General features: G+C 67.0%; 18 protein-coding genes. 6 read left to right on the plus strand and 12 right to left on the minus strand.

What is annotated here, in order from left to right; genetic code table 11:
- Positions 1-49: 49 nt before the first annotated feature.
- The 4 genes from ACI3K3_RS01500 to ACI3K3_RS01515 all read right to left on the minus strand — a co-directional run bounded on the left by ACI3K3_RS01500 (position 50) and on the right by ACI3K3_RS01515 (position 6,130).
- On the minus strand, positions 50-1,765 hold the full coding sequence (locus ACI3K3_RS01500; RefSeq protein WP_404911604.1) for a hypothetical protein: 1,716 nt from the start codon (positions 1,763-1,765) through the stop codon (positions 50-52).
- Complete coding sequence (locus ACI3K3_RS01505; RefSeq protein WP_404911605.1) at positions 1,762-3,513, minus strand: Hsp70 family protein; 1,752 nt, start codon at positions 3,511-3,513, stop codon at positions 1,762-1,764. The genes ACI3K3_RS01500 and ACI3K3_RS01505 overlap by 4 nt, the downstream gene beginning before the upstream one ends.
- 139 nt (positions 3,514-3,652) lie before the next feature.
- Complete coding sequence (locus ACI3K3_RS01510; RefSeq protein WP_404911789.1) at positions 3,653-4,708, minus strand: LacI family DNA-binding transcriptional regulator; 1,056 nt, start codon at positions 4,706-4,708, stop codon at positions 3,653-3,655.
- Positions 4,709-4,765: 57 nt separating this feature from the next.
- Complete coding sequence (locus ACI3K3_RS01515) at positions 4,766-6,130, minus strand: MFS transporter (protein ID WP_404911606.1); 1,365 nt, start codon at positions 6,128-6,130, stop codon at positions 4,766-4,768.
- A 209-nt stretch (positions 6,131-6,339) separates the two neighbouring features.
- Here ACI3K3_RS01515 and ACI3K3_RS01520 point away from each other — a divergent pair, with 209 nt between their 5' ends.
- Positions 6,340-7,461: a glycoside hydrolase family 68 protein gene (locus tag ACI3K3_RS01520; protein ID WP_404911607.1), complete on the plus strand. Its 1,122-nt coding sequence runs from the start codon at positions 6,340-6,342 to the stop codon at positions 7,459-7,461.
- Between the two features lie 278 nt (positions 7,462-7,739).
- Complete coding sequence (locus ACI3K3_RS01525; protein WP_404911608.1) at positions 7,740-12,470, plus strand: NAD-glutamate dehydrogenase; 4,731 nt, start codon at positions 7,740-7,742, stop codon at positions 12,468-12,470.
- A gap of 197 nt (positions 12,471-12,667) precedes the next feature.
- On the opposite strand, the gene ACI3K3_RS01530 is transcribed toward ACI3K3_RS01525, so the two are convergent.
- On the minus strand, positions 12,668-13,129 hold the full coding sequence (locus ACI3K3_RS01530) for an Lrp/AsnC family transcriptional regulator (RefSeq protein ID WP_404911609.1): 462 nt from the start codon (positions 13,127-13,129) through the stop codon (positions 12,668-12,670).
- Between the two features lie 107 nt (positions 13,130-13,236).
- Here ACI3K3_RS01530 and phhA point away from each other — a divergent pair, with 107 nt between their 5' ends.
- From phhA to maiA, 4 genes are all read left to right on the plus strand, one after another.
- Complete coding sequence (gene phhA / locus ACI3K3_RS01535; RefSeq protein ID WP_404911610.1) at positions 13,237-14,094, plus strand: phenylalanine 4-monooxygenase; 858 nt, start codon at positions 13,237-13,239, stop codon at positions 14,092-14,094.
- Positions 14,091-15,206 carry a 4-hydroxyphenylpyruvate dioxygenase gene (hppD, locus tag ACI3K3_RS01540; protein WP_404911611.1) on the plus strand — a complete coding sequence of 372 codons (1,116 nt, stop codon included), beginning with the start codon at positions 14,091-14,093 and terminating at the stop codon, positions 15,204-15,206. Before phhA ends, hppD begins: the two co-directional genes overlap by 4 nt.
- Positions 15,207-15,268: 62 nt before the next feature.
- Positions 15,269-15,823: a VOC family protein gene (locus ACI3K3_RS01545; RefSeq protein WP_404911612.1), complete on the plus strand. Its 555-nt coding sequence runs from the start codon at positions 15,269-15,271 to the stop codon at positions 15,821-15,823.
- Between the two features lie 4 nt (positions 15,824-15,827).
- Positions 15,828-16,472, plus strand: coding sequence for a maleylacetoacetate isomerase (gene maiA / locus ACI3K3_RS01550; RefSeq protein ID WP_404911613.1), 645 nt, complete (start codon positions 15,828-15,830; stop codon positions 16,470-16,472).
- A gap of 9 nt (positions 16,473-16,481) precedes the next feature.
- Here maiA and ACI3K3_RS01555 read toward each other — a convergent pair whose 3' ends face one another.
- From ACI3K3_RS01555 to ACI3K3_RS01585, 7 genes are all read right to left on the minus strand, one after another.
- Positions 16,482-16,682 carry a hypothetical protein gene (locus ACI3K3_RS01555; RefSeq protein ID WP_404911614.1) on the minus strand — a complete coding sequence of 67 codons (201 nt, stop codon included), beginning with the start codon at positions 16,680-16,682 and terminating at the stop codon, positions 16,482-16,484.
- A 208-nt stretch (positions 16,683-16,890) separates the two neighbouring features.
- Positions 16,891-17,592, minus strand: a complete 702-nt coding sequence (locus tag ACI3K3_RS01560) for an HAD family hydrolase (protein WP_404911615.1) — start codon at positions 17,590-17,592, stop codon at positions 16,891-16,893.
- 269 nt (positions 17,593-17,861) lie between these two features.
- On the minus strand, positions 17,862-18,881 hold the full coding sequence (locus ACI3K3_RS01565; protein ID WP_404911616.1) for an arginine N-succinyltransferase: 1,020 nt from the start codon (positions 18,879-18,881) through the stop codon (positions 17,862-17,864).
- A complete protein-coding gene (locus tag ACI3K3_RS01570) occupies positions 18,878-20,086 on the minus strand; it encodes a hydrolase (RefSeq protein WP_404911617.1) in 1,209 nt (402 codons plus the stop codon). Before ACI3K3_RS01570 ends, ACI3K3_RS01565 begins: the two co-directional genes overlap by 4 nt.
- Complete coding sequence (gene astD, locus ACI3K3_RS01575) at positions 20,086-21,513, minus strand: succinylglutamate-semialdehyde dehydrogenase (RefSeq protein WP_404911618.1); 1,428 nt, start codon at positions 21,511-21,513, stop codon at positions 20,086-20,088. Before astD ends, ACI3K3_RS01570 begins: the two co-directional genes overlap by 1 nt.
- Positions 21,510-22,541: a 2-oxoadipate dioxygenase/decarboxylase family protein gene (locus tag ACI3K3_RS01580; RefSeq protein ID WP_404911619.1), complete on the minus strand. Its 1,032-nt coding sequence runs from the start codon at positions 22,539-22,541 to the stop codon at positions 21,510-21,512. Before ACI3K3_RS01580 ends, astD begins: the two co-directional genes overlap by 4 nt.
- A 249-nt stretch (positions 22,542-22,790) precedes the next feature.
- The gene (locus ACI3K3_RS01585) at positions 22,791-23,078 is read right to left on the minus strand and encodes a hypothetical protein (RefSeq protein WP_404911620.1); all 288 of its coding nucleotides are present in this window, start codon (positions 23,076-23,078) and stop codon (positions 22,791-22,793) included.
- Positions 23,079-23,084: the final 6 nt, after the last annotated feature.

Raw genomic sequence — 23,084 nt, forward strand, 5'->3', positions numbered from 1 at the left:
TTGGTTCAGGATGACGAGGCGGGAAACGAGAAGCTTCCGCGTAAGATCGTCAAAGCGTCATCAATATCTCGCGGCGGTTCTCGCCGTTCCAGGCGAGGGTGCGGTCCAGCAATGCGATCGTCACCGCGCAGCCGGCGGCATCGTCGCCCTTACCCGACATCGCCTGTTTCACGACTTCGCGCTTGAGCCGGGTGGCATGCACCACCTGATCGATCAGTCCGGCCGGCACCAGGGCCGAGCGCTCGCCATGGCCCTGCGGTTTGCCCAACTTTCCGGCTTCGGCAAGGCGCGTAGCGAAAGCGCGTTCCCGCTCCCGCAAGTCGTCCGCAACCGGGATGGTGCCATCGAGCACCCCGGTGTTGCGCACGTGGATGCAGGCCGCATCGCTCTGCAGGCGGGCCGCGTTCAGTTGCGACAGGCGCAGGCGCATCGCCGCATCCAGATCGCCGTCCGAGAGTTCCCGACCGTTGAGGAAGCTGCGACCGCGTACGATCTCCACCGCCTTGCGGACGACGGCGTCCTGATCCTGCCCGTTCTCCAGGAGATTGCGGGCCTGGGCGTTCAACAGGCCGGCCAGTTCGGGCTGCTTGTCCCAGAGCCAGGAGGAATCGTGGCCCTCCCCGAACGCTTCGGGCACGGCGGCCTGCATCGCGTTCCAGGTGTCGTGCTCCAGCGAGGTCTTGCCGGAAGGACCGGCCGCCAGCATCAGCACCACGCCCAGCACGACCAGGCCGAGGAGCACGAGCAGGCCCGGTGCCAGCGGATTGCTGCGCTCCCATGAAGCGACGCGCTCCGGCGCGAAATGGGTTTCCAGTTCGGGGAAATTGTTGCGGATGCCGCGCAGCAGGCCCTCCACATCGCCTTGCGAGGGGCCGCGCACCATCCGCAGCGGGCCGGCCTCGCCGGGACGGACCAACTCGTTCCATGCCTTGTGATAGCGGTGGCCGGGCCGGAGCACGTTCTGCTGGAAGCGATAGCCGCGAAGCCTTGCGCCCAGGAAGGCGACGCCGGGGCGGGCATCGTGCGCCGCCCATTCGCGCTCCCAGCCGAAGGCGGCGTTGGCGTCTTCCAGCAGGGGTGCCGATCGCGGCCAGCCTCGTGCAAGGACTTCGGCCAGCCAGTCCTCGATCTGCTGGGCGCGGGTGATCTGGGCTTGGGCAGCGTCGTCGAGGATCTTACGCAGGGCGCGCAGGGCCTGGCGCGCCTCGGCCTCGGAGAGCGGCTCGGCGGCCTCGGCGCTTTCCGGATCGAGGAGGATGGCCAGCCGTTCCGCCGGGCTTTCTCCGGGGCGCAGGCCCAGCGCCTCGTCGGCGGCGTGATTGCCGCGCAGGAACGGCGCGGTGAAGGGATCGATCGTGGTGAGCGGAATGCCGGCCCCGCTCACGCCTTCGCGCGCGGCGGCCGCTGCCCAGGCCATGCGTTCCAGCATGGCGGGCTGGTCTGGTTCCGCCGGGCGCGCGGTGAGGTTCGCGCCGCTCCATTCGCCGCGCAATTCCGGCGCGGCATAGATCCAGCGCGGCGGCGCCTCGGGCGAAGGGCCGAATTCGGGCTCTTCAGTGCCGTCCTCGGGCTCCTCCGGATCGTGGGCAGCGGCGGCCATGTTGCGGGCAAGCCGCAAGGCATGGTCGCGTGCCTGGCGCAGCCTTGCGTAACCCTCGACGTCGCCATCGACGTCCATGGCCTTGAGCCGCGCGGCATAGGCCTTGCGAATGGCGGCGGCATCGGCGGTCGCGCCGATGCCCAGGATCGACCAGGGCGGGCTCATAGCGGGCTGATGCTTTCCACTTCGTCCAGCCGGGCAAGCAGCAGGTTGCGGGCATCGGCGATCCGGCGTGGATCCTGCGTGTCGAGCGCGCCGGCGAACAGCGTGATCCAGTTGCCGATCGCCTGCCTGACGTCCCCGATATGGTCTTCGTAGCAGCGTTCCGCCCGCGTCATCAGGGCGACGTTGCCGGCGTCCTCGCGCGGATGGAACTTGAGCTTGGCCAGCGCGGCGCGGCGGCTGTCCAGTTCCTTGCGGCCGGGGCGATCTTCCTCATCGACGATGACGAGATTGCGTTCCGCACCGCTGGCCGGAACATGGACGTCGATCTCCAGCAGGCCGGAACTGTCGTAGGAAAACCGCACTTGCGCCGAGACTTCGCCCGCAGGGCGCGGCGGCACGGGGATGGCGATATGGCCCAGCTTCACGTTGCCGCGCACTTCGCGGGCCTCGCCCTGGTAGATCCCGAATTCCAGCGTCTTCTGGTTGTTGCCCAGCGTCGAATAGGTGTTCATCCGCGAGACGGGGACCGGCGTGTTGCGCTCGATCACGGGCGAGAACAGCCCGCGCTGGAGGCCGCCGAAGCTGTCCTGTTCGGCTACTTCGACGCCCAGCGTGAAGGGGCAGACATCGGTGATCCGGATCTCTTCGAGCGCGGCATCCCGGCCGACCAGTGCGGCCTGCATGGCGGCGCCCAAGGCCACGGCGTGGTCCGGATGGACCGAGGCATTGGGAAATCGGCCGAAGAGGCGGGTAATCGCCCGCCGTACCACCGGCATCCGGGTGGCTCCGCCGACCAGCACGATCTCGGAGAGTTCGGAGGCATCGATCGCGCAATCCCGCAAGGCGCGTGCCACCGGCTCGCGCAGGCGGCGCAGCAGCGGTTCGCAGGCCGCCTCGAACTCGGCCTCGGTGACGGTGACGGCGAGGCGTTCCTCTCCCAGAACGACGGCGAACTCGGCCTCTCCCGCCGCGCTCAGCGCGTGTCGGCAAGTCTCCGCGGCACGCTTCAGCAGGGCTTCGCGCCGTGCGGCGGGCAGGGCTTCCAGCCGGCCGGCGGGATCGAGGCGCGGCTTGGCCATGGCGGCCAGGGCCTGGTCGAAATCATCCCCGCCCAGCCGGTTGTCGCCCGCCGAAGCGCGGACTTCGACCACGCCGTCGAACATTTCGACCACCGAGACGTCGAAGGTGCCGCCGCCGAGATCGAACACCAGGAAAGGTTCGCGATCGCCCTTGTCCTGAAGCCCGAAGGCGAGCGCGGCGGCGGTGGGTTCGTTGATCAGGCGGCGCACCGTGAGGCCCGCCAGTTCGCCGGCCCGGCGCGTGGCCTTGCGCTGGCGGTCGTTGAAATAGGCGGGGACGGTGATAACCGCCTCGGTAGGCCGCTCTCCAGTGAGGGCCTCTACATCGCCGGCCAAGGCGCCAAGCACCAGCGCGGACAAGTCCTCGGCCCCATAGTCCCGGCCGCCGAGATGGGACTTGCTGGCGGTGCCCATCAGTCGCTTGAAGCTGGCGGCGCTGTCCTGCGGATGCGCGGCGAGGCGATCGTGGGCGGGGCGGCCGATCCAGGCCTGTCCGTCCCGGGCGATGGAGACGGCCGAAGGCGTCAGCAGTTCGCCCAGCGCATTGGGGACGAGCACGGCTTCGCCATCGCGCCAGATCGCAACCGCACTGTTCGTGGTTCCCAGATCGATCCCGATCAGCATGCCGCCACGCCGCTCACGTCCCGGATCACTGAAAAACCCCCTCATCCTTGGTCATCCCCATCGCGCGATGCAGCCGTCCGATTCCGGCGACGGGGAGATTCTGCCTAGAGCATTTTCCGTGCCGGTGGAAACACCTGACGGGAAGGAAAATGCGCTTTTGCAGCAAGGAGGAAGGATCGAGGGGTCAGGCCCGCGTGGTCTGTCGCACGACCAGCCGGGGCGGCATGACCAGGCTCTGGGTGGGCAGCCCTTCGATGCGGGCCTTGAGCTTTTCCACCAGCGCGCGGGCGCCCTCGGCGATCTCCTGCCGGATGGTGGTGAGCGGCGGCGTGGTCTGCGCGGCGAGCGGCAGGTCGTCGAAGCCCACGATCCGCACCTGTCCGGGCACGGGGCGACCCTGGTCATGCAGGATGCGCAGGGCCGACATGGCGATAAGGTCGGACGCGGCGACGATGCCGTCGATCGGCCCGTCCACCCGCAGCGCGGCATCGGCAAGGGCACGCTCGATCTGCGGACCCATGGCTTCGTCGGCCAGTTCGACGGGAAGATGCACGAAAGATGCGCCCGCCGCCTCTGCCGCGCCCGCCGCGCCGCGATAGCGCGTTGCGATCTCGATACCGCCGGTCTGGCCGAGGAAGGCGATGTTACGGGCGCCCGAGGCCAGCAGGTGCTCTACCGCGATCCGACCGCCCAGTTCGTTGTCGGTGCCGACCACGCAATGGTTCTGGCCGCTGCGATAGTGCCCCCAGGCCACCATCGGCCGGTAGCTTTGCGACACCCGTTCGATGATGTGGGACTGATCGGACTGGCCGATGACGATCACGCCATCGACCATGCAGGATCCGCTGATCCGCTCCAGCCAGTCGGTAGTGCCGTCCGGAATGGCGCGGCTGAGCATGACGTCGTAGCCGCTTTCCGTCAGCTCGTCGGCAAGATGGCCCAGCAGCGTGAGGAAGAACGGGTCGGAGATGTGCTGGCGCTTTTCGTGGCCGAGCGGGATGACCACGCCGATGACGCCGGTGCGGCCGGTACGCAGCTTGCTGGCCATCTGGTTGGGCTTGAAGCCGTGGTGCCGGGCGAGTGCCTGGATGCGATCGCGCGTCTCGGCATTGACCAGTGCCTTGCCGGCCAGTGCGCGGGAAACGGTTCCCGCCGAAACCCCGGCCAGCCGCGCCAGATCTGCCAACGTGCGAACATGTTGCCGCGCGCTGTCCGATACCGGCTCGCCTTCAAGAGCCATGTCCAGCGTCTGATCGTCGTTCCCCGCCATCCAATCTCCATTGTTTCCGGCCAGCTATCAGTTCGAATCCCGTGGCGGGGGCGGGAGGTCTGCTTGAAATTCCTGCGTTCCGCGATGCGGCTTGCGCGGGCCAGCGACAAGAAGCGTCGCGCCCGCGCCGGCCAGCATGAGGAAACCCGCCAGGACCAGCGCATTGCGCGGATCGGAAGCGAGCAGCGATTTATAGATCAACGGCATCGCCACCGTCTCGATCAACATGGGGATCACGATTAAAATATTGAAAAGGCCAACGTAGACCCCGGTGCGGTCGGGAGGGATCGCCTCGACAAGAATGGCATAGGGATTTCCCATCATTCCCGCCCAGCCGAGGCCCAGTCCGAGCATCAGCGGCGCCGTGGCGGCCAGCGAATTCGTATGGGGAATCAGTAGCATGGCGCAGCCGGAAGCGGCGAGGCAGGCCAGGTGCACCCATGCTGCGCCGAATCGGTGGACGATCGGAATCAGGCCCAGTGCCGCCACGAAGGCGATCGCGTTGTAGAGCGCGCCGAGCTGCTGCGTCGCCAGCACGGCGGCGCGGTAGGCGGGAGTCGCGGGATCGGTGGTGCCGAACAGCGAACGGGCGAGGGCGTCCGTGGCGAACTGCCAATAGACGAACATCGCGAACCACTGGCAGAACATCGACGGCACCAGCCGCCGCATCGGCTCGGGCATGGTCCGCAGCGCCGCGCCGATTTCCCGCACCAGCGGGCGCAGGGCGAGGGGCTTTGCGGCGATGGCCGCGCGTTCCGGCTCCGACAGCGGCAGTTCCGGTACGCGCAGCAGCGACCAGGCCACCGTCGAAAGCGAGAGCACCGCGCCGATCGCGAAGGCCACGCGGACGATTGCCGGAATGCCGTTGGCATCCAGAAGTTCGCGGTCGATCGTTGCCGCCAGCAGCGAGGGCGCGAGGTAGGACAGTGTCTGCGCCAACCCGGTGAAGGCGCTCTGGGTCAGGAAGCCGGTCGCGCGCTGTCCGGGGGGCAGGCGATCGGCCACATAGGCGCGGTAGGGTTCCATGGTGACGTTGTTGCCGGCGTCGAGCAGCCAGAGCAGCGATGCGGCCACCCACAAGCTGGGGGAATAGGGCATGGCCAGCAGGCAGAGCGAGCAGATCACCGCGCCGGCCAGAAAATAGGGCGTTCTTCGGCCGAGCCGCCCGCCCGTGCGGTCGCTCATCGCGCCGACGAGAGGCTGGACGATGAGGCCGGTCATCGGCCCCGCCAGCCAGAGCAGCGGCAGCATGGCTTCGGAGGCGCCGAGCGTGCGGTAGATCGGGCTCATGTTCGCCTGCTGCAGGCCGAAGCTGAACTGCAACCCGAAGAAGCCGAGGTTCATTTCGCAGATGCGCAGCAACGACAGCCTGGGCCTTGCACCGGGGATCATCTCGGTCTCCTCCGCCATGAGGGGTGCCAAGTTTCTACCCCGAAACCGGCCCGCTTCAATCCGGCGATGTACCGTCTTCGCCGTCGTTTCCGGTTCCTGGTGCGATTTCCTAGGTTTAATTGCGGAATTGACGAAATGTGACCGATACCCTGCAATCCATTGCCCGTTTCCGATGCTTCGGGCTCCCCTGATTGCAGAGGTATGCGCGCTTGACCGAAACCGATCTGAAGCTCGCCACGCTGCATTGGACGGCTACCGATCTGGCGCTTCTGCACGGAGCGGCGGTCGATCGGGCACCCGTCATCGCGGCGCAGGACGTGCGGCGGGTGGCGCCCGACCTTGACGTGTGGGACGCCTGGCCCCTGGCCGACATCGACGGCAAGCCGGTGCGCTGGCGCAGCGGCGAACTGTGGTTCGCGCTCGCCGCGCCGGCCTTTGCCGATCCCGAAGCGCGCCACGACCATGCCCGGATCCACCACTTCCATCGCAAGGACGGACGGTTCAGGGCGCTTGGCCCGGTCTTTGCGGAGGGGTTCACGCCGGGCAGTCGCGAATGGTCGGGGTCGGCCACGGTCGAGCACGGCATCGCGACCTTGCGCTTCACCGTCGCCGGAGAGCGGGGCGAAGCGGCGCCCTCGTTCCGGCAGCGCCTCTTCGCCAGCAGCGCGGCCTTGTCCGACGGCGAGCAAGCCTTCGGACCATGGTCGGACCCGGAGGAGATCGTCACCCCTGCCGGTGTCCACTACATGACGCGGCACGAAGGGCAGGGCAGGGCAGGCAGCATCAAGGCATTCCGCGACCCCTGCATGGTCCGCACCGGGGGCGAGGATTTTCTGCTGTTCACGGCGTCCTCAGCCGCCTCCGGCAACTCGCATAACGGGGTGGTGGGTCTTGCGCGGCAGACAGAGGCAAGCGGCTTCGTCGAACTGCCCCCGCTGATCGACGCAACCGGCCTGAACAACGAGCTGGAACGCCCGCATATCGTGCGGCATCGCGGGCTGAGCTATCTGTTCTGGTCCACCCAGGCGAGCGTCTTCGCACCGGGCATCACCGCGCCGACCGGCCTTTACGGCGCCGTTGCCGGCGGCATCGGTGCGCCATGGCGCTTGCTGAACGGCCATGGACTGGTCCTGGCCAATCCGGTCGAGGCACCGTGGCAAGCCTATAGCTGGTGGGTCATGCCCGACCTCCAAGTTGCCAGCTTCATCGACTATCGAGGCAGCCCCACCGGGAACGAGAGTGCCAAGCCGCGCAGTCGCGATCGCTTCGGGGGCACTTTCGCGCCATTCCTACGCCTCCATCTGGACGGTGCAACGGCGCGCCTTGCCTGAGCAGAACCCGTGCGAGCGCAGGATTTTTCTGGCTCATCCTCAAGATGCAAATTATTCAATTTCGCACATTTAAACGAATGTTGCGCGGCAGGGAAATGCCGTTACAACCTTCGCGATGCCGATGAGAGGCCGGTCGTATCGGATCGCGCCGCCGTCATGATCATGGCCGAAAGGTTTGACATGCGGTGGATGCAGGATCGCTCGACCGGGCCTATATCGTCGTCTGGCAGCAGGCGCCCTGCGACGCCTTGCCTGCCGTAGATTTGCGGGAGAATACAATGAGCGCAGACGATCTGACCGCCGCCCCCAAGGCTCGTTCCAAGCCGAACCGGAAGGTTTCGGCGCTGCAGCCGGCGATCGTCGCGCGCATCCGCGATTCGCTGCTGCCCGGTGACGCGCCGGACGAAGGGGCCTGGGTTGAGGAGGCCGCTTCGGTCGTGCTCGATGTTGCCGCGCATCGGGAGCCCGGCGTGCCGGTGATCGATATCGCTTCGGTGAACGAGGAGCGCCGCTACCTGCGCATCGCCATCGTCAACGACGACATGCCGTTCCTGGTGGACTCGGTGGCTGCGGTGATCGCCGAAGCGGGTCTGGTGATCGACCGCCTGGCGCACCCGGTGATCCGCGTCGAGCGCGACGCGGCGGGCAACATCATCGCCCTTCCTGAAGACGCAGCCGCGACGGCCCATCGCGAATCGATCATCTATATCGAAACCGACCGCGCCGACGCGCGCCAGCGCCGCGATCTTCAGGCAGCGCTGGAAACCACGCTGGCCGATGTGCGCGTGGCCGTGGCCGACTGGCCCAGGATGGTCGAGGCGATGGACGCCGACGCCGACCGCACCGACGATGTGGAAGGCGCCGATCTGCTGCGCTGGTTCGCGGGCGGCATGCTGACGCAGCTCGGCCACGTCACCCGCCACCGCGACGGCACCCACGCCGACCTGCTGGGCATCTGCAAGCGCGACGCGCGCGACCTGCTGTCCGACGCCAGCTACGAGCGCGCTTTCGAAGCCTTCGAAGCCCAGCTTGCCGCCGGGCAGGTACGCGGGCCGATGGTCATCAAGGCCAACGTCATTTCCCGCGTCCATCGCCGGGTTCCGCTCGACCTGTTCCTCGTCCCCGTGATCGAGGGCGGCAGGATATCCGCGCTGTCGGTGCACGCCGGCATGTGGACGAGCGCCGCCCTGGCCGTCGCGCCCGACCGGGTTCCCCGCCTTCGCCGGCTGCTCGCGGGTCTTGCCGGAAAGCTCGGCTTCGATCCGGGCGGCCACACCGGCAAGGCGCTGGCCCATGCCATGACCAGCCTGCCGCATGACCTCGTGCTCGGTTTCACCGAGGCCGACGTGGAGCGTCTGGCCACGACGATGACCGCACTGGTCGATCGGCCGCGCCCGCGCCTGGTGGTGACCACTTCGCCGCTGTCGCGCCACCTCTTCGCCTTCGTGTGGATCACGCGCGATACGCTCTCCACCCAGATGCGCAAGCGTATCCAGACCATGATCGAGGAAGCCGCGCAGGCGCCCACCCTCGACTGGTCGCTCAGCGTCGAGGCAGGCAACCTTGCGATGCTGCGCTACACGCTCGACATCCGCGACGGCGCGCAGGCTCTCGACGAGGAAGCGCTCGACCACCGCTTGCAGGTCATGCTGCGCGGTTGGGGCGAGGCCGTCGAGGCCGCCTTGGCGCAGTCGCTCGAACCGGGCCGTGCCGCTGCCATCGCCACGCGCTATGCCGAAGCCTTCCCGATCTCCTACCGCAGCGACTCCGGCCCGGCCGAGGCTGCGATCGACATCGCGCATATGCGCGGCCTGGTCGTGGGCGACGCCGGCACCGAAGCGCGCGGCAGCCGCGGCGTGCGGCTCTATCGGAACGATTCCGGCGAGGCTCATCAGCTTCACCTCAAGATCTACCAGGCCGAAGGCAGCCTGCCGCTTTCCGACGCCGTCCCCGCGCTGGAGAACTTCGGCTTCCGCGTGCTCGCGGAAATGCCGACCGCGCTGGACAAGGGCCGCATCGGCACGATCCACGATTTCACTCTGGCCCTGCCCACCGGCGGCGACGCGCGTGAAGTGCTGAAGCTGGCGCCGATGATCGAGGACGCACTGGCCGGCGTGCTCAACAACCAGGGCGAGAACGATCCCTTCAACCGCCTCGTCCCCGGCCTCGGCCTTTCCAAGCGCGAGGCGAACTGGCTGCGCGCCTGGTATCGCTACTTGCGCCAGGCGGGCATGCACTTCGGCATCGGCACCGTGGTCGATGCCCTGCTCGGCGCGCCGGCGGTTACGCTGGGCATCGTCGATCTGTTCCGGGCCATCCACGATCCCGCCTTCAAGGGCGACCGCGCAGAGGCCAAGGCGCAGGCACAGGAAGCGATCCGCGCCGGTCTGGCCGAGGTCAGCGCGATCAACGACGACCGCGTGCTGCGCGCCTTCCGCGACGTGGTGACGGCGATGCTGCGCGCCAACGCCTTCGCGCCCGCTGGCGAGACGGCGCTGGCCTTCAAGTTCGATTCGGCGCTCGTGCCCGGCCTGCCCAAGCCGCTGCCCTGGCGCGAGATCTTCGTCTATTCGCGCCGCGTGGAAGGCATCCACTTGCGCGCGGGGCCAGTCGCGCGCGGCGGCCTGCGCTGGTCCGACCGCCGCGACGACTATCGCACCGAGATTCTGGGCCTGATGAAGGCGCAGCGCGTGAAGAACGCGGTGATCGTGCCGACCGGGGCCAAGGGCGGCTTCTACCCCAAGCAGCTTCCCGACCCCGCGCTCGACCGTGCGGGCTGGGCCGCCGAGGGGCAGGCGAGCTACGAGATCTTCATCGGCACGCTGCTGTCGATCACCGACAACATCGTGGCCGACAAGGTGGTACACCCTGATGCGGTGGTGATCCTGGACGGCGAAGACCCCTACTTCGTGGTCGCGGCGGACAAGGGCACGGCCAAGTTCTCCGACGTCGCCAACGGCATCGCCGAATCGCGCGACTTCTGGCTGGACGACGCTTTCGCCAGCGGCGGTTCCAACGGCTACGACCACAAGGCCATGGGCATCACCGCGCGCGGCGCCTGGCTTTCGGTGCAACGCCATTTCCTGGAAATGGGCGTGGACGTGCAGAATGACCCGGTCCGCGTGATCGGCTGCGGCGACATGTCGGGCGACGTGTTCGGCAACGGCATGCTGCTCTCGAAGTCGCTGAAGCTGGTGGCCGCCTTCGACCACCGCCACATCTTCCTCGATCCCGATCCCGACGCCGCGAAGGGTTGGGCCGAGCGCAAGCGCATGTTCGACCTGCCGCATTCGAGCTGGGACGACTACGACAAGAGCCTGATCTCGCAGGGCGGCGGCGTGTTCTCGCGCAAGTCCAAGTCGATCGCGCTGACCGAAGAAGTGCGCGCCGCGCTCGGCATCGAGGCGACCGAGCTGGACCCGGAATCGCTGATCTCCGCGATCCTCTGGGCGCCCGTGGACCTGCTCTGGTTCGGCGGCATCGGCACTTACGTGAAGTCTTCGGCCGAAAACAACGCGACCGTGGGCGATCCGGCCAATGACGCCTTGCGCGTCAGCGCCAACGAGCTGCGGGTCCGCGTCATCGGGGAAGGCGCCAACCTTGGTGTCACCCAGGCCGCGCGCATCGAGTTCGCGTCCAAGGGCGGGCGCATCAACACCGACTTTATCGATAACTCCGCGGGCGTCGACTGCTCGGACAACGAGGTCAACATCAAGATCGCGCTGGCCGCCGCCAAGCGCGCCGACCGGCTCAGCGAGGATGAGCGCGTCGAGCTGCTGCGCGAGATGACCGATGAAGTGGCCGAACTGGTGCTCGAGGACAACCGCCTCCAGGCCCTGGCGCTTTCCATCGCCGAGCGTGGCGGCGCGGCGGCCATGCCTTCTCATGTCCGCCTGATCGAGACGCTGGAGGAAGGCGGCAACCTCGACCGCAAGACCGAAGGCCTGGCCGACAACGAATCGCTGGGACGCCGGGCGCAGGACGGACGCGGATTGACGCGCCCTGAACTGGCGGTGCTGCTGTCCAGCGGCAAGCTGGTGCTCCAGGCCGCGATCGAGGCATCCGATCTCGCCACCGACGCCACGCTCCAGCCGATGCTGCTCGCGGCCTTCCCGCAGCCGATGCAGGCGAAATACGCCCGCTTCATCGAAGGGCACCGTCTGGCGGGCGAGATCATCGCCACCAAGCTGGCCAACCGCATCGTCAACCGCCTCGGCATCGTCCATCCCTTCGAACTGGCCGAGGAAGAAGGCGCGGACCTGGCGCATGTGGCGTCGGCCTTCGCGCTGGCCGTGCAGCTGTTCGATCTCGACGCGCTGTGGGAGCGGCTCGAGGTCGCGCCCATGAGCGAGGATGCGCGCATCGCGCTGTTCGACCGCACGGCGGGCGTCGTGCGCGGGCACATGGCCGACCTGCTGCGCGCCGGCGCCGGACAGTCGGCGCCGTCCGAAGTGCTCGCGCGCATCGGCAAGCCGGTGGCGGCGCTTTCGGTCGACACCCATGAACTGCTGGGCGAGCGCATCGCCGCGCACTCGCGCAAGCTGCGCAGCGGGCTGCTCGAATTCGGCGCGCCCGAGGCCGAGGCGGGCATGGTTGCCAATCTCTACGACCTCGACGGCGCCGTGGGCATCGCCGCGCTCGCGGCCGATACGGGGATCGATCCGCGCCAGTTGGTGGGCGCCTTCACCCGCATCGGCGCCGGTCTCGGACTCGATTGGGCTCAGGCCAGCGCGACGATCATGAACCCCTCCGATCCTTGGGAGCGCCTGCTCGTCGCCGGCCTTGCGCGCGACTTCCAGCAGATGCGGCTGGACTTCCTGCGGCGTCTCGCGGGGACGAAGGCGGGCAAGTCCGACCCGGCTGCGGCTGCGGAGGAATGGGGCCGGGCGAACATCGCCGCGATCCAGACTTTCCGCTCCATGGTCCAGCGCGCGGAGAACACCGCGCCGCTGAGCCCGGCGATGCTCGCGCAGATCGCCAGCCAGGCGCGGAACCTGCTCGGGCGGTGACGAGAAGGGGAGAGCAGGGGTTTACCACCCCTGCACCCCGTATTCCCGCGCTTTCGGCGCCACCTTTGCTGAAAAACCAACGTCATCCTGAACTCGTTTCAGGATCCATTTCTCCCAAAGACCGGCGGTGTCGGCGGCGAGTTGGATCCTGAAACAAGTTCAGGATGACGTTCGTGTTTGGGCGGGCAGCCTGCGCCCTATTCCAGCGGCAGGGCGCGCTGTTCCTTGATCGCTTCCAGCACGATGCTCGACTTCACATCGCGAACGCCGGGGATGCGCACCAGCGTCTTCAGCGTGATCTGCGAAAGATGCTCCACGTCCCGCGCGATGATGTGGACGATGTAGTCCATGTCCCCCGTCACAGCATGGCAGGCGATGACGTAGGGGTTGTCGCGGATGGCCTGTTCGAAGCGGGTGATGTTCTCGTCGATATGGGCGTTGAGGTTGATGAGCACATAGGCTTCCAGTTCGAAGCCCAGCTTGCGCGGGTCGAGTACCGGCGCATAGCCCAGGATCACCGCGTCATCTTCCAGCCGCTTGATGCGGCGGCTCACCGGGGTAGCGGAAAGCGCGGTGCGCTCCGCGACTTGCGCCACGGGCATGCGCGCATCTTCCTGCAAGGCGGCGATGATCTTCCGGTCGAACAGATCGAGCTGCATGAATCACCTGCTTGAGTAGTATTTCCTGGTTGAAACCACTCATACATCGCCGTGCAGCGCGTGCAATCGCACGAATCTGCCACCGAAGCTGTGATAATCTCTCCCGAATGAAGAAGCCCTCGACCGAGACATCCAAGAGCGAGCTTCGGGGAGAGTATGAACTGGCTGCCGACGACTACACGGTCGCGCAGGACTGGGATGCCTATACCCCGGAGATGCACGCGCGCTGGCGCCGCCTCTATGCGCGGCAATCGGCGCTGGTGGAAACCCATGCCTGCGCGGCATTCCGCCAGGGCCTGGCGCGGCTGGACTGCGCGCAGGGCATACCCCGGTTCGAGGATGCCAATGCGATCCTGGGCCCGGCGACCGGGTGGCGGCTGGTCGGGGTGCCGGGCTTCATCCCCGATGCCGTGTTCTTCGACCATCTCGCCCATCGTCGCTTCCCGGTGACGCGCTGGTTGCGCGAGGAGCATGAGCTGGACTATCTTGTCGAGCCGGACGTGTTCCACGATTTCTTCGGCCATGTGCCGATGCTGCTCGACCCGACCATCGCCGATTTCCTGGAGCTTTACGGCCAGGCCGGGGCAAGGGCCATGGCGATGGACGCGCTCGACATGCTGGCGCGGATCTACTGGTACACCATCGAGTTCGGACTGGTGCGGGAGGAAGGCACGCTGAAGGTCTTCGGCGCCGGTATCATCTCCTCCGCCAGCGAGACGCGCTACTCGATCGAGGATGCCGAGGTGCTGCGTCTGCCCTTCGACTCCGTCCGCGTCATGCGCACGGGGTACATGATCGACTCCTTCCAGAAGACCTATTTCGTCCTCGAAAGCCTGCCCCAGCTGATCGAGGATCTTGTCGGGCTGGATTTCGGCCCCGTCTACGAAACCTGGCGCACGGCGCCGCCCATTCCCGCCGGAGAGACGCTTCCCGGCGAAACACCTTTCGGAGAACTGACTTCATGACCGACCTTTTCGACAACCCCATCGGACTCGACGGCTTCGAGTTCGTCGAGTTTTCGGCGCCGGAAAAGGGCGTGCTGGAGCCGGTGTTCGAAGCCATGGGCTTCACGAAGGTCGCCCGTCACCGCTCGAAGGACGTGGAACTCTGGCGCCAGGGCGGCATCAACTTCATCACCAACTACGAGCCGCACAGCCCGGCCTGGTTCTTCAGCCGCGAGCATGGCCCCTCCGCCTGCGGCATGGGTTTCCGCGTGCGCGACGCGCGTGCCGCCTATGCCGAACTGCTCGCCCGGTCGGCCGAGCCGGTACAAGTCGCGACCGGCCCGATGGAGCTGCACCTTCCGGGCATTCGCGGCATCGGCAACTCGATCATCTACCTGATCGACCGTTACGAGCGGGCCGATGAGAACGGGCGGGGAGACGGCGCCCTGTCGATCTACGACATCGATTTCGACTATCTGCCCGGCGTCGATCGCCATCCCGTGGGCGCGGGCTTCGACCTGATCGACCACCTGACCCACAACGTCTACGGCGGCCGCATGGCCTATTGGGCGGATTATTACGAGAAGCTCTTCAACTTCCGCGAGATCCGCTACTTCGACATCAAGGGCGAATATACCGGCCTCACCTCCAAGGCGCTGACCGCGCCGGACGGCAAGATCCGCATCCCGCTCAACGAGGAAGCCGAAGGCGGAAAAGGCCAGATCGACGAGTTCCTGCGCGCTTTCAACGGCGAGGGCATCCAGCATATCGCCTTGATCTGCGACGATCTGATCGGCGCCTGGGACCGGCTCAAGTCGCTTGGCGTGCCGTTCATGACCGCGCCGCCGGAAACCTACTACGAGATGCTCGACGAGCGCCTTCCCGGTCACGGCGAACCGGCCGAGGAACTGAAGATGCGTGGCATCCTGCTCGACGGCACAACCGGGGAAGGGCAGCCCCGCCTGCTCCTCCAGATTTTCGCCGAAGCGCGGGTAGGGCCGGTGTTCTTCGAATTCATCCAGCGCAAGGGCGACGACGGCTTCGGCAACGGCAACTTCAAGGCCCTGTTCGAAAGCATGGAGCGCGACCAGATCCGTCGCGGGGTGTTGAAGGTGGACGAGCCTGCCGAATAAACGAGGTTGGGAGAGAGGGGCAGGCCCATGCAGGTCTGCCCCCGATTTCCGGGAGATTGACGATGACTGACAAGACACCTGTTTTGGGCGGAATTCACCACGTCGCCTACCGCTGCCGCGACGCGAAGGAGACCGTGGACTTCTACCGCGAGGTGATGGGCATGGATTTCATGCTGGCCATCGCCGAGGACAAGGTGCCCTCCACCGGCGCGCCCGATCCCTACATGCACGTCTTCCTCGATTGCGGCGGCGGCAACGTGCTCGCCTTCTTCGAGCTGCCGAACTCGCCCGACATGGGCCGCGACGAGGCCACACCCGCCTGGGTTCAGCACATCGCCTTCAAGGTGGAGAGCGAGGAAGGCCTGCTGGCTGCGAAGGAGCGGGCCGAAGCGCGCGGGATGTCGGTGGTCGGCCCGGTTCATCACGGCGTGTTCAAGTCGATCTATTTCTTCGATCCCAACGGCCACCGTCTGGAACTGGCCTGGCAGTTCGGCACCTCCAGCCAGATGGCCCAGCTCAAGGCCGTGGCCGAGGACATGCTGGAAGAATGGTCGCGCACCAAGCGCGCTCCGCGTCACGCGGCATGGCTGCATGAGAAGATCGCGGCGGAGACCTGAAGGCGTGAAGCTCCATGGCTATTGGCGCAGCTCCACGAGCTACCGCTTGCGCATCGCGCTGGGTCTCAAGGGACTTGAATACGAGCAGGTTGCCGTCAATCTGCTCGACGGGGAGCAGCGCTCCGCGGAATACCGCCGCCTAAACCCCTACGGCGGTGTCCCGGCGCTGGAGATCGACGGGCGCGTCTACGCGCAGTCGATGGCGATCCTGGAATGGCTCGACGAGAGCTTTCCCGATCGGCCGCTGCTTCCCCGCGATGTCGAGGATCGCTTCGCCTCGCGCGAACTGGCCATGGCCATCGCCACCGAGCTGCATGCGCCGCTCAACCTGCCGGTGTTGCAGTATCTGAAGCGCGATCTCGGCCATGCGCAGGCGGAAGTGGACGCCTGGTATCGCCACTGGATCGCCCGCACTTTCGAGGGCGTGGAGGCGCGGTTGGCCGAGCGTGAAGCAGGGGACTACCTGTTCGACGCGCCGGGCCTGTTCGAATGTGTGCTGATGCCGCAGCTCTACAATGCGCGGCGGTTTTCCTGCGATCTCGACGGCTATCCGCATCTTACCCGGATCGAGGCGGCCTGTCGGGAGCATCCGGCGTTCGTCGCGGCGCATCCCGATAATCAGGCCGACAGGCAGCCGGACAGGACTTGAGGCTACGGGTCAGGCTTTCGGCGTGACCCAGACCTCCACCGGCGCCACGAACTTGCCGGGCGCGGGCTTGCCGACATGGACGCGGTCGGCGGTGACGAGTTCGCCGCTGGCGAGGTTGAAGCTAGCCCAGGGCTTGGGCATGCGGCCGAACGTAATCTTCTGGATGGGTTGGCCGGTGGTCGAATTCATGATGGTGGCGATGATGCTCATCCGCTCGCCCGTAGCCAGATCGCGGCATGGCGGTCCAGCGGTCGGGCAGAGCTATACCCGGAGCAATTCGTCGTCCCGGACCTGATCCGGGACCGCTGGCAATTCTTTAGGCGCGACCTGGCGGGAAAGCGCCCTTCCGTGGGTGGGCTGTTCACGGTCAGCGGTCCCGGATCAAGTCCGGGACGACGGGGTGTCGACTTTCGGGGTATCAGCCCTCGGCAGGCGTCAGCAGCAGATCGCGCAGCGCGTGCAAGCTCGGCAGGATCTCCGCGCAGACCAGCGTCTGTTCCTCGGTGGCGGGCAGCAGGTCGGGCACCATGACCGTGGCGATCCCCGCTGCCGTGGCCGAGCGCACGCCCACCGGGCTGTCCTCGATCGCAACGCAATCGGCCGGATCGACTCCGAGACGGCTGGCGGCGAGCAGATAGGGTTCCGGATGCGGCTTGCCTTCGCGCACATCGCTGCGGGTGACGACGACATCGAAATAGCGCAGCAATCCGGCCCTCTCCAGCCGCTGCTGGGCGTAAGGCGCTTCGGAGGACGTGGCGATCGCCATCGGCACGCCTGCCTTGGCGAAATGCTCCAGGATAACTTCCGCGCCGGGCCGCAGCGGAATACCGGCGTCGAGCATGGCGGCAAAGGCCAGGTCGCTTTCGTCGAAGAAGCGGTCGAGCGGGAAGTCCGGGCCCATGTGCTCAGCCATCAGGCGGCGCGAACCGTCGCGGTGGACGCCAACCACCGCTTCGCGCAGGTCCAGCGGAAGCGGATAGCCCATGGCCTCGCCGGTAGCCGCGAAAGCGCGTCCGTGCACGGCCTCGGTATCGAGCAGCGTCCCGTCCATGTCGAAGATCGCCGCGCGGATCGGTTCGGGCAAGGCGGAGGAGCGGAGCGTTGCGGGGAGCGTGGTCATGGTTCCAATATGAGCGCTGGTGATGGCGGCACCATTGCAAAAGGCGGAGGGTCGGTTGCAATAAACGTCGTGAGGGAGGGGGTGAGGGTGAAGGGGGAGGATGAAGAGGGAGGAGACGTCGTCCCGGACTTGATCCGGGACCGCTGGCAGCGCTTTAGGCGCGAGCGGGCAGTAAAGCGCCCTGCCTAAACGTGGGCTGTTCACGGCCAGCGGTCCCGGATCAAGTCCGGGACGACGGCCTCTCACCACCACCCCTATCTCTCACCCTCTCACGCGCTGGCGTACGTCACGACATCCCCTGGCCCCACGCCCAGCAACGCCGCCGCTGCCGCGTCCAGCGTCACGCCGCCGCCAGCCGCATCGACCTTCCCGAGACAGGCGCGGAAATCCGCCAGGCGCCCGGTGGCGACAAGATGGCTGGCTTCCGCGTCGTCCGCAACCGCGATCGCCGTGATTTCGGCCGTGCGGGCTTCCTGCACGGTGCGGATCTGGTCGGTGCGGGCGATCATGGTCGGGCCACCGTCGAAGATGTCGACGTAGTTCTGGAAGGAAAAGTTCTCGTTCTCCAGCATGCGCATGGCCGGGCGGCCGGAATAGTGCGGCTGGCCCATCACCTGCCGCGCCGCTTCGGACAGCAGTGCGCAGTAGATCGGGTGCTTGGGCATGAGATCGGCGATGAACTGGTTGCCGTGCTTGGCGTTGAATTCGTCCGCGTCGCGGAAGCTCATGTCGAAGAAGCGCCCGGCCAGGCCGTCCCAGAAGGGTGAGTTGCCGGCGTCGTCGATGGCGCCGCGCAGTTCGGCCAGGGTGGTGTCGCCAAAGCGCTCGCGGTGCATCTTGATGAAGAGGTAGCGGCTGCGCGCCAGCAGCTTGCCCACGCCGGCCGAACGCTCGGTGGCGTCAAGGTAGAGCCCGCCCACTTCGCTCGCCCCGTCCAGATCGGTGCAGAGCGTCAGCATTTCGGCGCGGAAGGTGCGGTCCAGCTCCTTGGAATGCTGGGTGATACGGCCGAGGCGATAGGAGTAGAACGGAAACTCGGTGCCGACTTGCGAGAACGCCTGGCAGGTGCCGCGCACTTTGCCGGTCTCGGTGTCTTCGAGGATGAAGACGAACAGGTCGTTGGCGATCTCGTCGCTCTGGCGGGCGAAGCTCCTGGCGGTGCGCTTCAGCTTGGCGTCGAGCGTCGGCTTGTCGGGCGGCAGGTTGGTAAAGCCGCCGCCGGTGCCCTTGGCCATGCGGTACAGCGATTCCAGATCCTTTTCCTGTGCGGTGCGCAGGAGAAACGTCATGCGGGCAGAACTCCGTGGCGGTCCAGTCGGTGGAGGACCAGAGCGGTGAGGCGGGCGCGGGCGTCGAGGGAATCGGCCAGCAGGAATTCGTCGGGCGAGTGGATGGAGCCGCCCAGCGCGCCCATGGTATCCAGCACCGGAACGCCGCAGGCGGCGATGTTGTTGCCGTCGCAGACGCCGCCGGTGTCCTTCCAGCTCATCGGCTGGCCGAGGTCGGCGGCGGCCTTGCCGACCATGCCGTAAAGCGCCTCGGTCCGCGCCGAGATCGCCTTCGGCGGGCGCGAGACATGGCCGTGGACATGCATGTGGACATCGTGCGCGGCGGAGACTTCGGCGACTGCTGTCCGGATATGCGCCTGTGCCTCGGCCGCCAGCTCGGGTGTGGCCGGGCGCATGTTGAAGTGCAGGATGGCAAGGTCCGGCACGGTATTGTTGGGCGCGCCGCCCTCGATCTTGGCGGGATTCACGGAAAGGCCGGGGCGGCGCATCGCGGCAAGGCGCAGGGCGAGGTCGCCGGCGGCGAGTACGGCGTTGCGTCCCTCATCGGGATTGCGTCCGGCATGGGCTGCGCGGCCGTGGACGACGACGGCGTAATTGCCCGATCCGGGCCGTGCCCGCGCCATCTGGCCGCCGGGCAGCGCCGGTTCGTAAGTCAGCGCGGCCAGCTTGCCTTGCGCCAGCTCCGCGATCAGCGCGGCGGAGGAGAGCGAGCCGGTCTCCTCGTCGCTGTTGACGAGGACATCGTAGCCCAGCGTCGCGCCGGAGCGCTCGTAGGCCGCAAGCCCCGCCAGCATGAGCGAAAGACCGCCTTTCATGTCCGCCGTACCGGGGCCGTTGAGCCGGTTCTCGTCGATCCAGCGGCACGTCTGGAAGGGGTGATCGGCGGGGTAGACGGTGTCCATGTGGCCGGTGAGGATCACCCGCCGCTCGGCCTGGGGCCGCACCGAGAGCACCAGGTGACGCCCATGGGCGACCTCGCGGGCATGGCCCTGGCTGTCCACTTTCTCGACCGGGGCGGGATCGACCAGCCTGACCTCGCCCGGCAGGACGGCAACTGCCTCTGCCAGTTGCTTGGCCATTGCCGCCAGCCCTTCGATATGGCCGGTGCCGCTGTTGATCGCCGCCCAGTCCAGCGTCCGCGCGAGGATCGGGGCCCGCTCTACCGGGGCAAGAAGATCGCGTTCCTCGCTGGTCAGCCCTGCCATCAACGCAGCTTGCCGGCGAGCGCGCCGCTGTTGCCCGCCACGTCGGCAGCCTCGAAGCTGGCGACCGGATAGGCGCAGTAATCGGCGGCGTAATAGGCGCTTGGGCGGTGGTTGCCGCTGTCGCCCAAGCCGCCGAACGGCATCGAGCCGGCCGCGCCGGTAGTCGGGCGGTTGCGGTTGACCACGCCCGCGCGGCTTTCCAGCACGAAGCGGTCCCACAGCGCGTCGTCGCCGCTGACGAGGCCTGCCGAAAGGCCGAAGCGGGTGGCATTGGCGGCGGCGATGGCCGCATCGAAGTCCGGCACGCGGGTGACCTGGACGATGGGAGCGAAGATTTCCTCGTCGGGCACGTCCAAGCCGGTCACGTCGAGAATGCCGGGGGTGACGAAAGCGCCGCTGCGGCCTTCCACGCCGGTGAAGGCGCGGATGACGGTGGCGCCCTGCGTTTCGAGGTCAGCAAAACGCGCCTTCGCGGCCTCGGCGGCCTGGGCCGAGATCAGCGGGCCGAACCACGGTTCGGGCGTCTCGTGCCATTCGCCGATGGTCACGCGGTCGGCCAGGGCGGCCACGGCATCGACCAGCGCGGTACCGAAGCCGTTGTCCGGCACGATCAGCCGGCGCGCGCAGGAGCAGCGCTGGCCGGTGGTGATGAAGCTGGACTGCACGACCACCGAGGCGGCCTCTTCCACGTCTCCGTCCCACACCACCAGGGGGTTGTTGCCGCCCAGTTCGAGCGCCAGGATCACGTCAGGGCGATTGGCGAAAATGCGCCGGAAATGCGCACCCGCGCCTGCCGAGCCGGTGAACAGCAAGCCGTCGATATGGCCCGCCACCAGCGCTTCGCCGGTGGCGCGCGCACCGTGGACGATCTGGAACACGCCTTCCGGAAGGCCTGCTTCGGCCCCAGCTTCGGCCCACGCATCGGCCATGGCCTGGCCGGTCGCCGGAGTCATTTCGGAAGGCTTGAACACCACGGTGTTGCCCGCGAGCAGGGCCGGGACGATATGGCCATTGGGCAGGTGGCCGGGGAAGTTGAACGGCCCCAGCACCGCCATCACGCCATGCGGGCGGTGGCGGAGCACGGCCTGTCCGAACGGCATGTCCTGCCGCTTTTCCCCCGCGCGCTCGGCCTGCGCGGCGATCGAGATGCCGACTTTGCCGATCATCGAGGCGATTTCGGTGCGCGTCTCCCACAGCGGCTTGCCAGTCTCGCGAGAGATCGTCTCGGCCATCGCGTCCTTGCGGGTCTCCAGCACAGCCTTGTAGCGCTGCACCGCCTCAACGCGCGCGGAAACGGAAAGGGCGGCCCAGGCCGGAAACGCCGCATGGGCGCGGGCCAGCGCGGCATCGACGGCGGCGGCATCGGCGATCTCGCCTTCCCAGACCAGCGCGCCGCTGGCCGGATCGAACGACTGGAGCAGGCTCATGCGTTCCTCGTCACGGCGAAGATGCCGGTGGCATTGCCCGAATCGAAGGTGAGATCGAGCTTGCCGGTCTCCGGATCGATGTCACGCGTGATGAATTCGTAGAACGAGCCCGGCACCGGCAGCGGAACCTCCGCTCCATCGGCTTCGCGGAACGGGCGAACAACCTTGTCGGCCAGGATCGCGGTCTGGCGTACGCGGCCGTTCTGCGAGATTTCGACCGAGGGTTTCATCGGATAGCCGTCCGCCCTCAATTCCTCGGCAAGGGCCGCGACATTGTCGGTCCGGGTGGTCGCGTGGTTGAAGGCATTGCCTTCGGTGGCGATCCAGGCGCCTTCGCCGGTTTCCGACAGCAGCACTTCGTAGTCGGTCAGCGAGGGCGGCTCATGCTGGCGCCCGAAACAGGCCAGCGCGCCCTTGAGCGCGGTGACGGCTTCGTCGAAGGAGCAGGCGCCCTCAGCGGAAAGCGCGTTGAAGGCGGCCCCTTCGGCTTCGCCCAGCGGATCGGCCGAGGCGCCGAACACGCTGGCGCAGGCCGCCTGGCCAGCTTCGGAAAGCTGATCGACGTGAAGTTCGGAGACGAAGAACTGCGGGATCGTCTCGGGCAGGTCACGCTGGACATAGGCGCGGCCGGTCATCCGGAGCTTGGGCAGCGGATAGAGCCCGGCCACCTCATAGCCCAGCGGGGCGAGGAAGCGGCCGAACGCCTGATGGCCGCCGGGCAGCTCGCCGGTTTCGCCGTCGATTGTGCGCAGCGCTCCGTGATCGAAGCCGATCGTTTCGCCTGCCTCGCGCACGGACTGGACGTAGCGCGCGGCGGTGGGCACGCGGTCCAGCAGATCGGCGAAAAGCGCCGCGTTGAGGGCCATGGCCACCTGGGCGCGGGACACGGTGTCGCCGGTTCCGGAAAGGGCGGGGTCGATGGTGAGGACGGTCAGGGCCGAAGTCGCGGCATCGGGGCCGAAAACAGCGGAAAGCAGGCGGTGAAGCACCTGGTCCTGGGTCGCGAGAAGGCTGGAGTCGGAGGGCATTGTGTTCCCGTCGTGTCTCTGTGTTTGCGCGTCATCGGGACATAGGAAAGCGCCGGAACGAAGTCTATGGTGCGAAAGTGCTGGCTCCGTTTTCTTGTCTATACTTTTGCGACCCGACTTGCCGGAGAGGCGCTCCGGCGCAGGCTCGAGTCGGTCACGCGGCGGCCCGATTCGCAACTGCACAAATGTGAACGCAGCGGATTACCGCGCTCTGAACGGCGCCCGCAACGGTCATTCTGCCGCGTTATGTCAAATTTTTTGCAGTGCAGCGGGAAACTCATGGCACAGTTCGGCTTTCATTGAGCATTCTCCTCCACCTTCTGCGGGGTGCGCATGAACTTGATGCCTCGTGATGACGAACCCGGCCGGAAATCGGGTTCCGATAAAGTCCGTTCGATTTTCGATGCGACTTCCAACGATATCGATGTGGAGCCGGTTCGGCCGCTTCACATTGCCTTGGTGGGAAATTTCGCGCCCCGAAAGTGCGGCATCGCCACTTTTACAACGGATATCTTCGAGCAGTTGGCGGAATTTCATTCCGAA

Source organism: Novosphingobium sp. ZW T3_23, from assembly GCF_044987305.1.
GTDB lineage: Bacteria > Pseudomonadota > Alphaproteobacteria > Sphingomonadales > Sphingomonadaceae > Novosphingobium.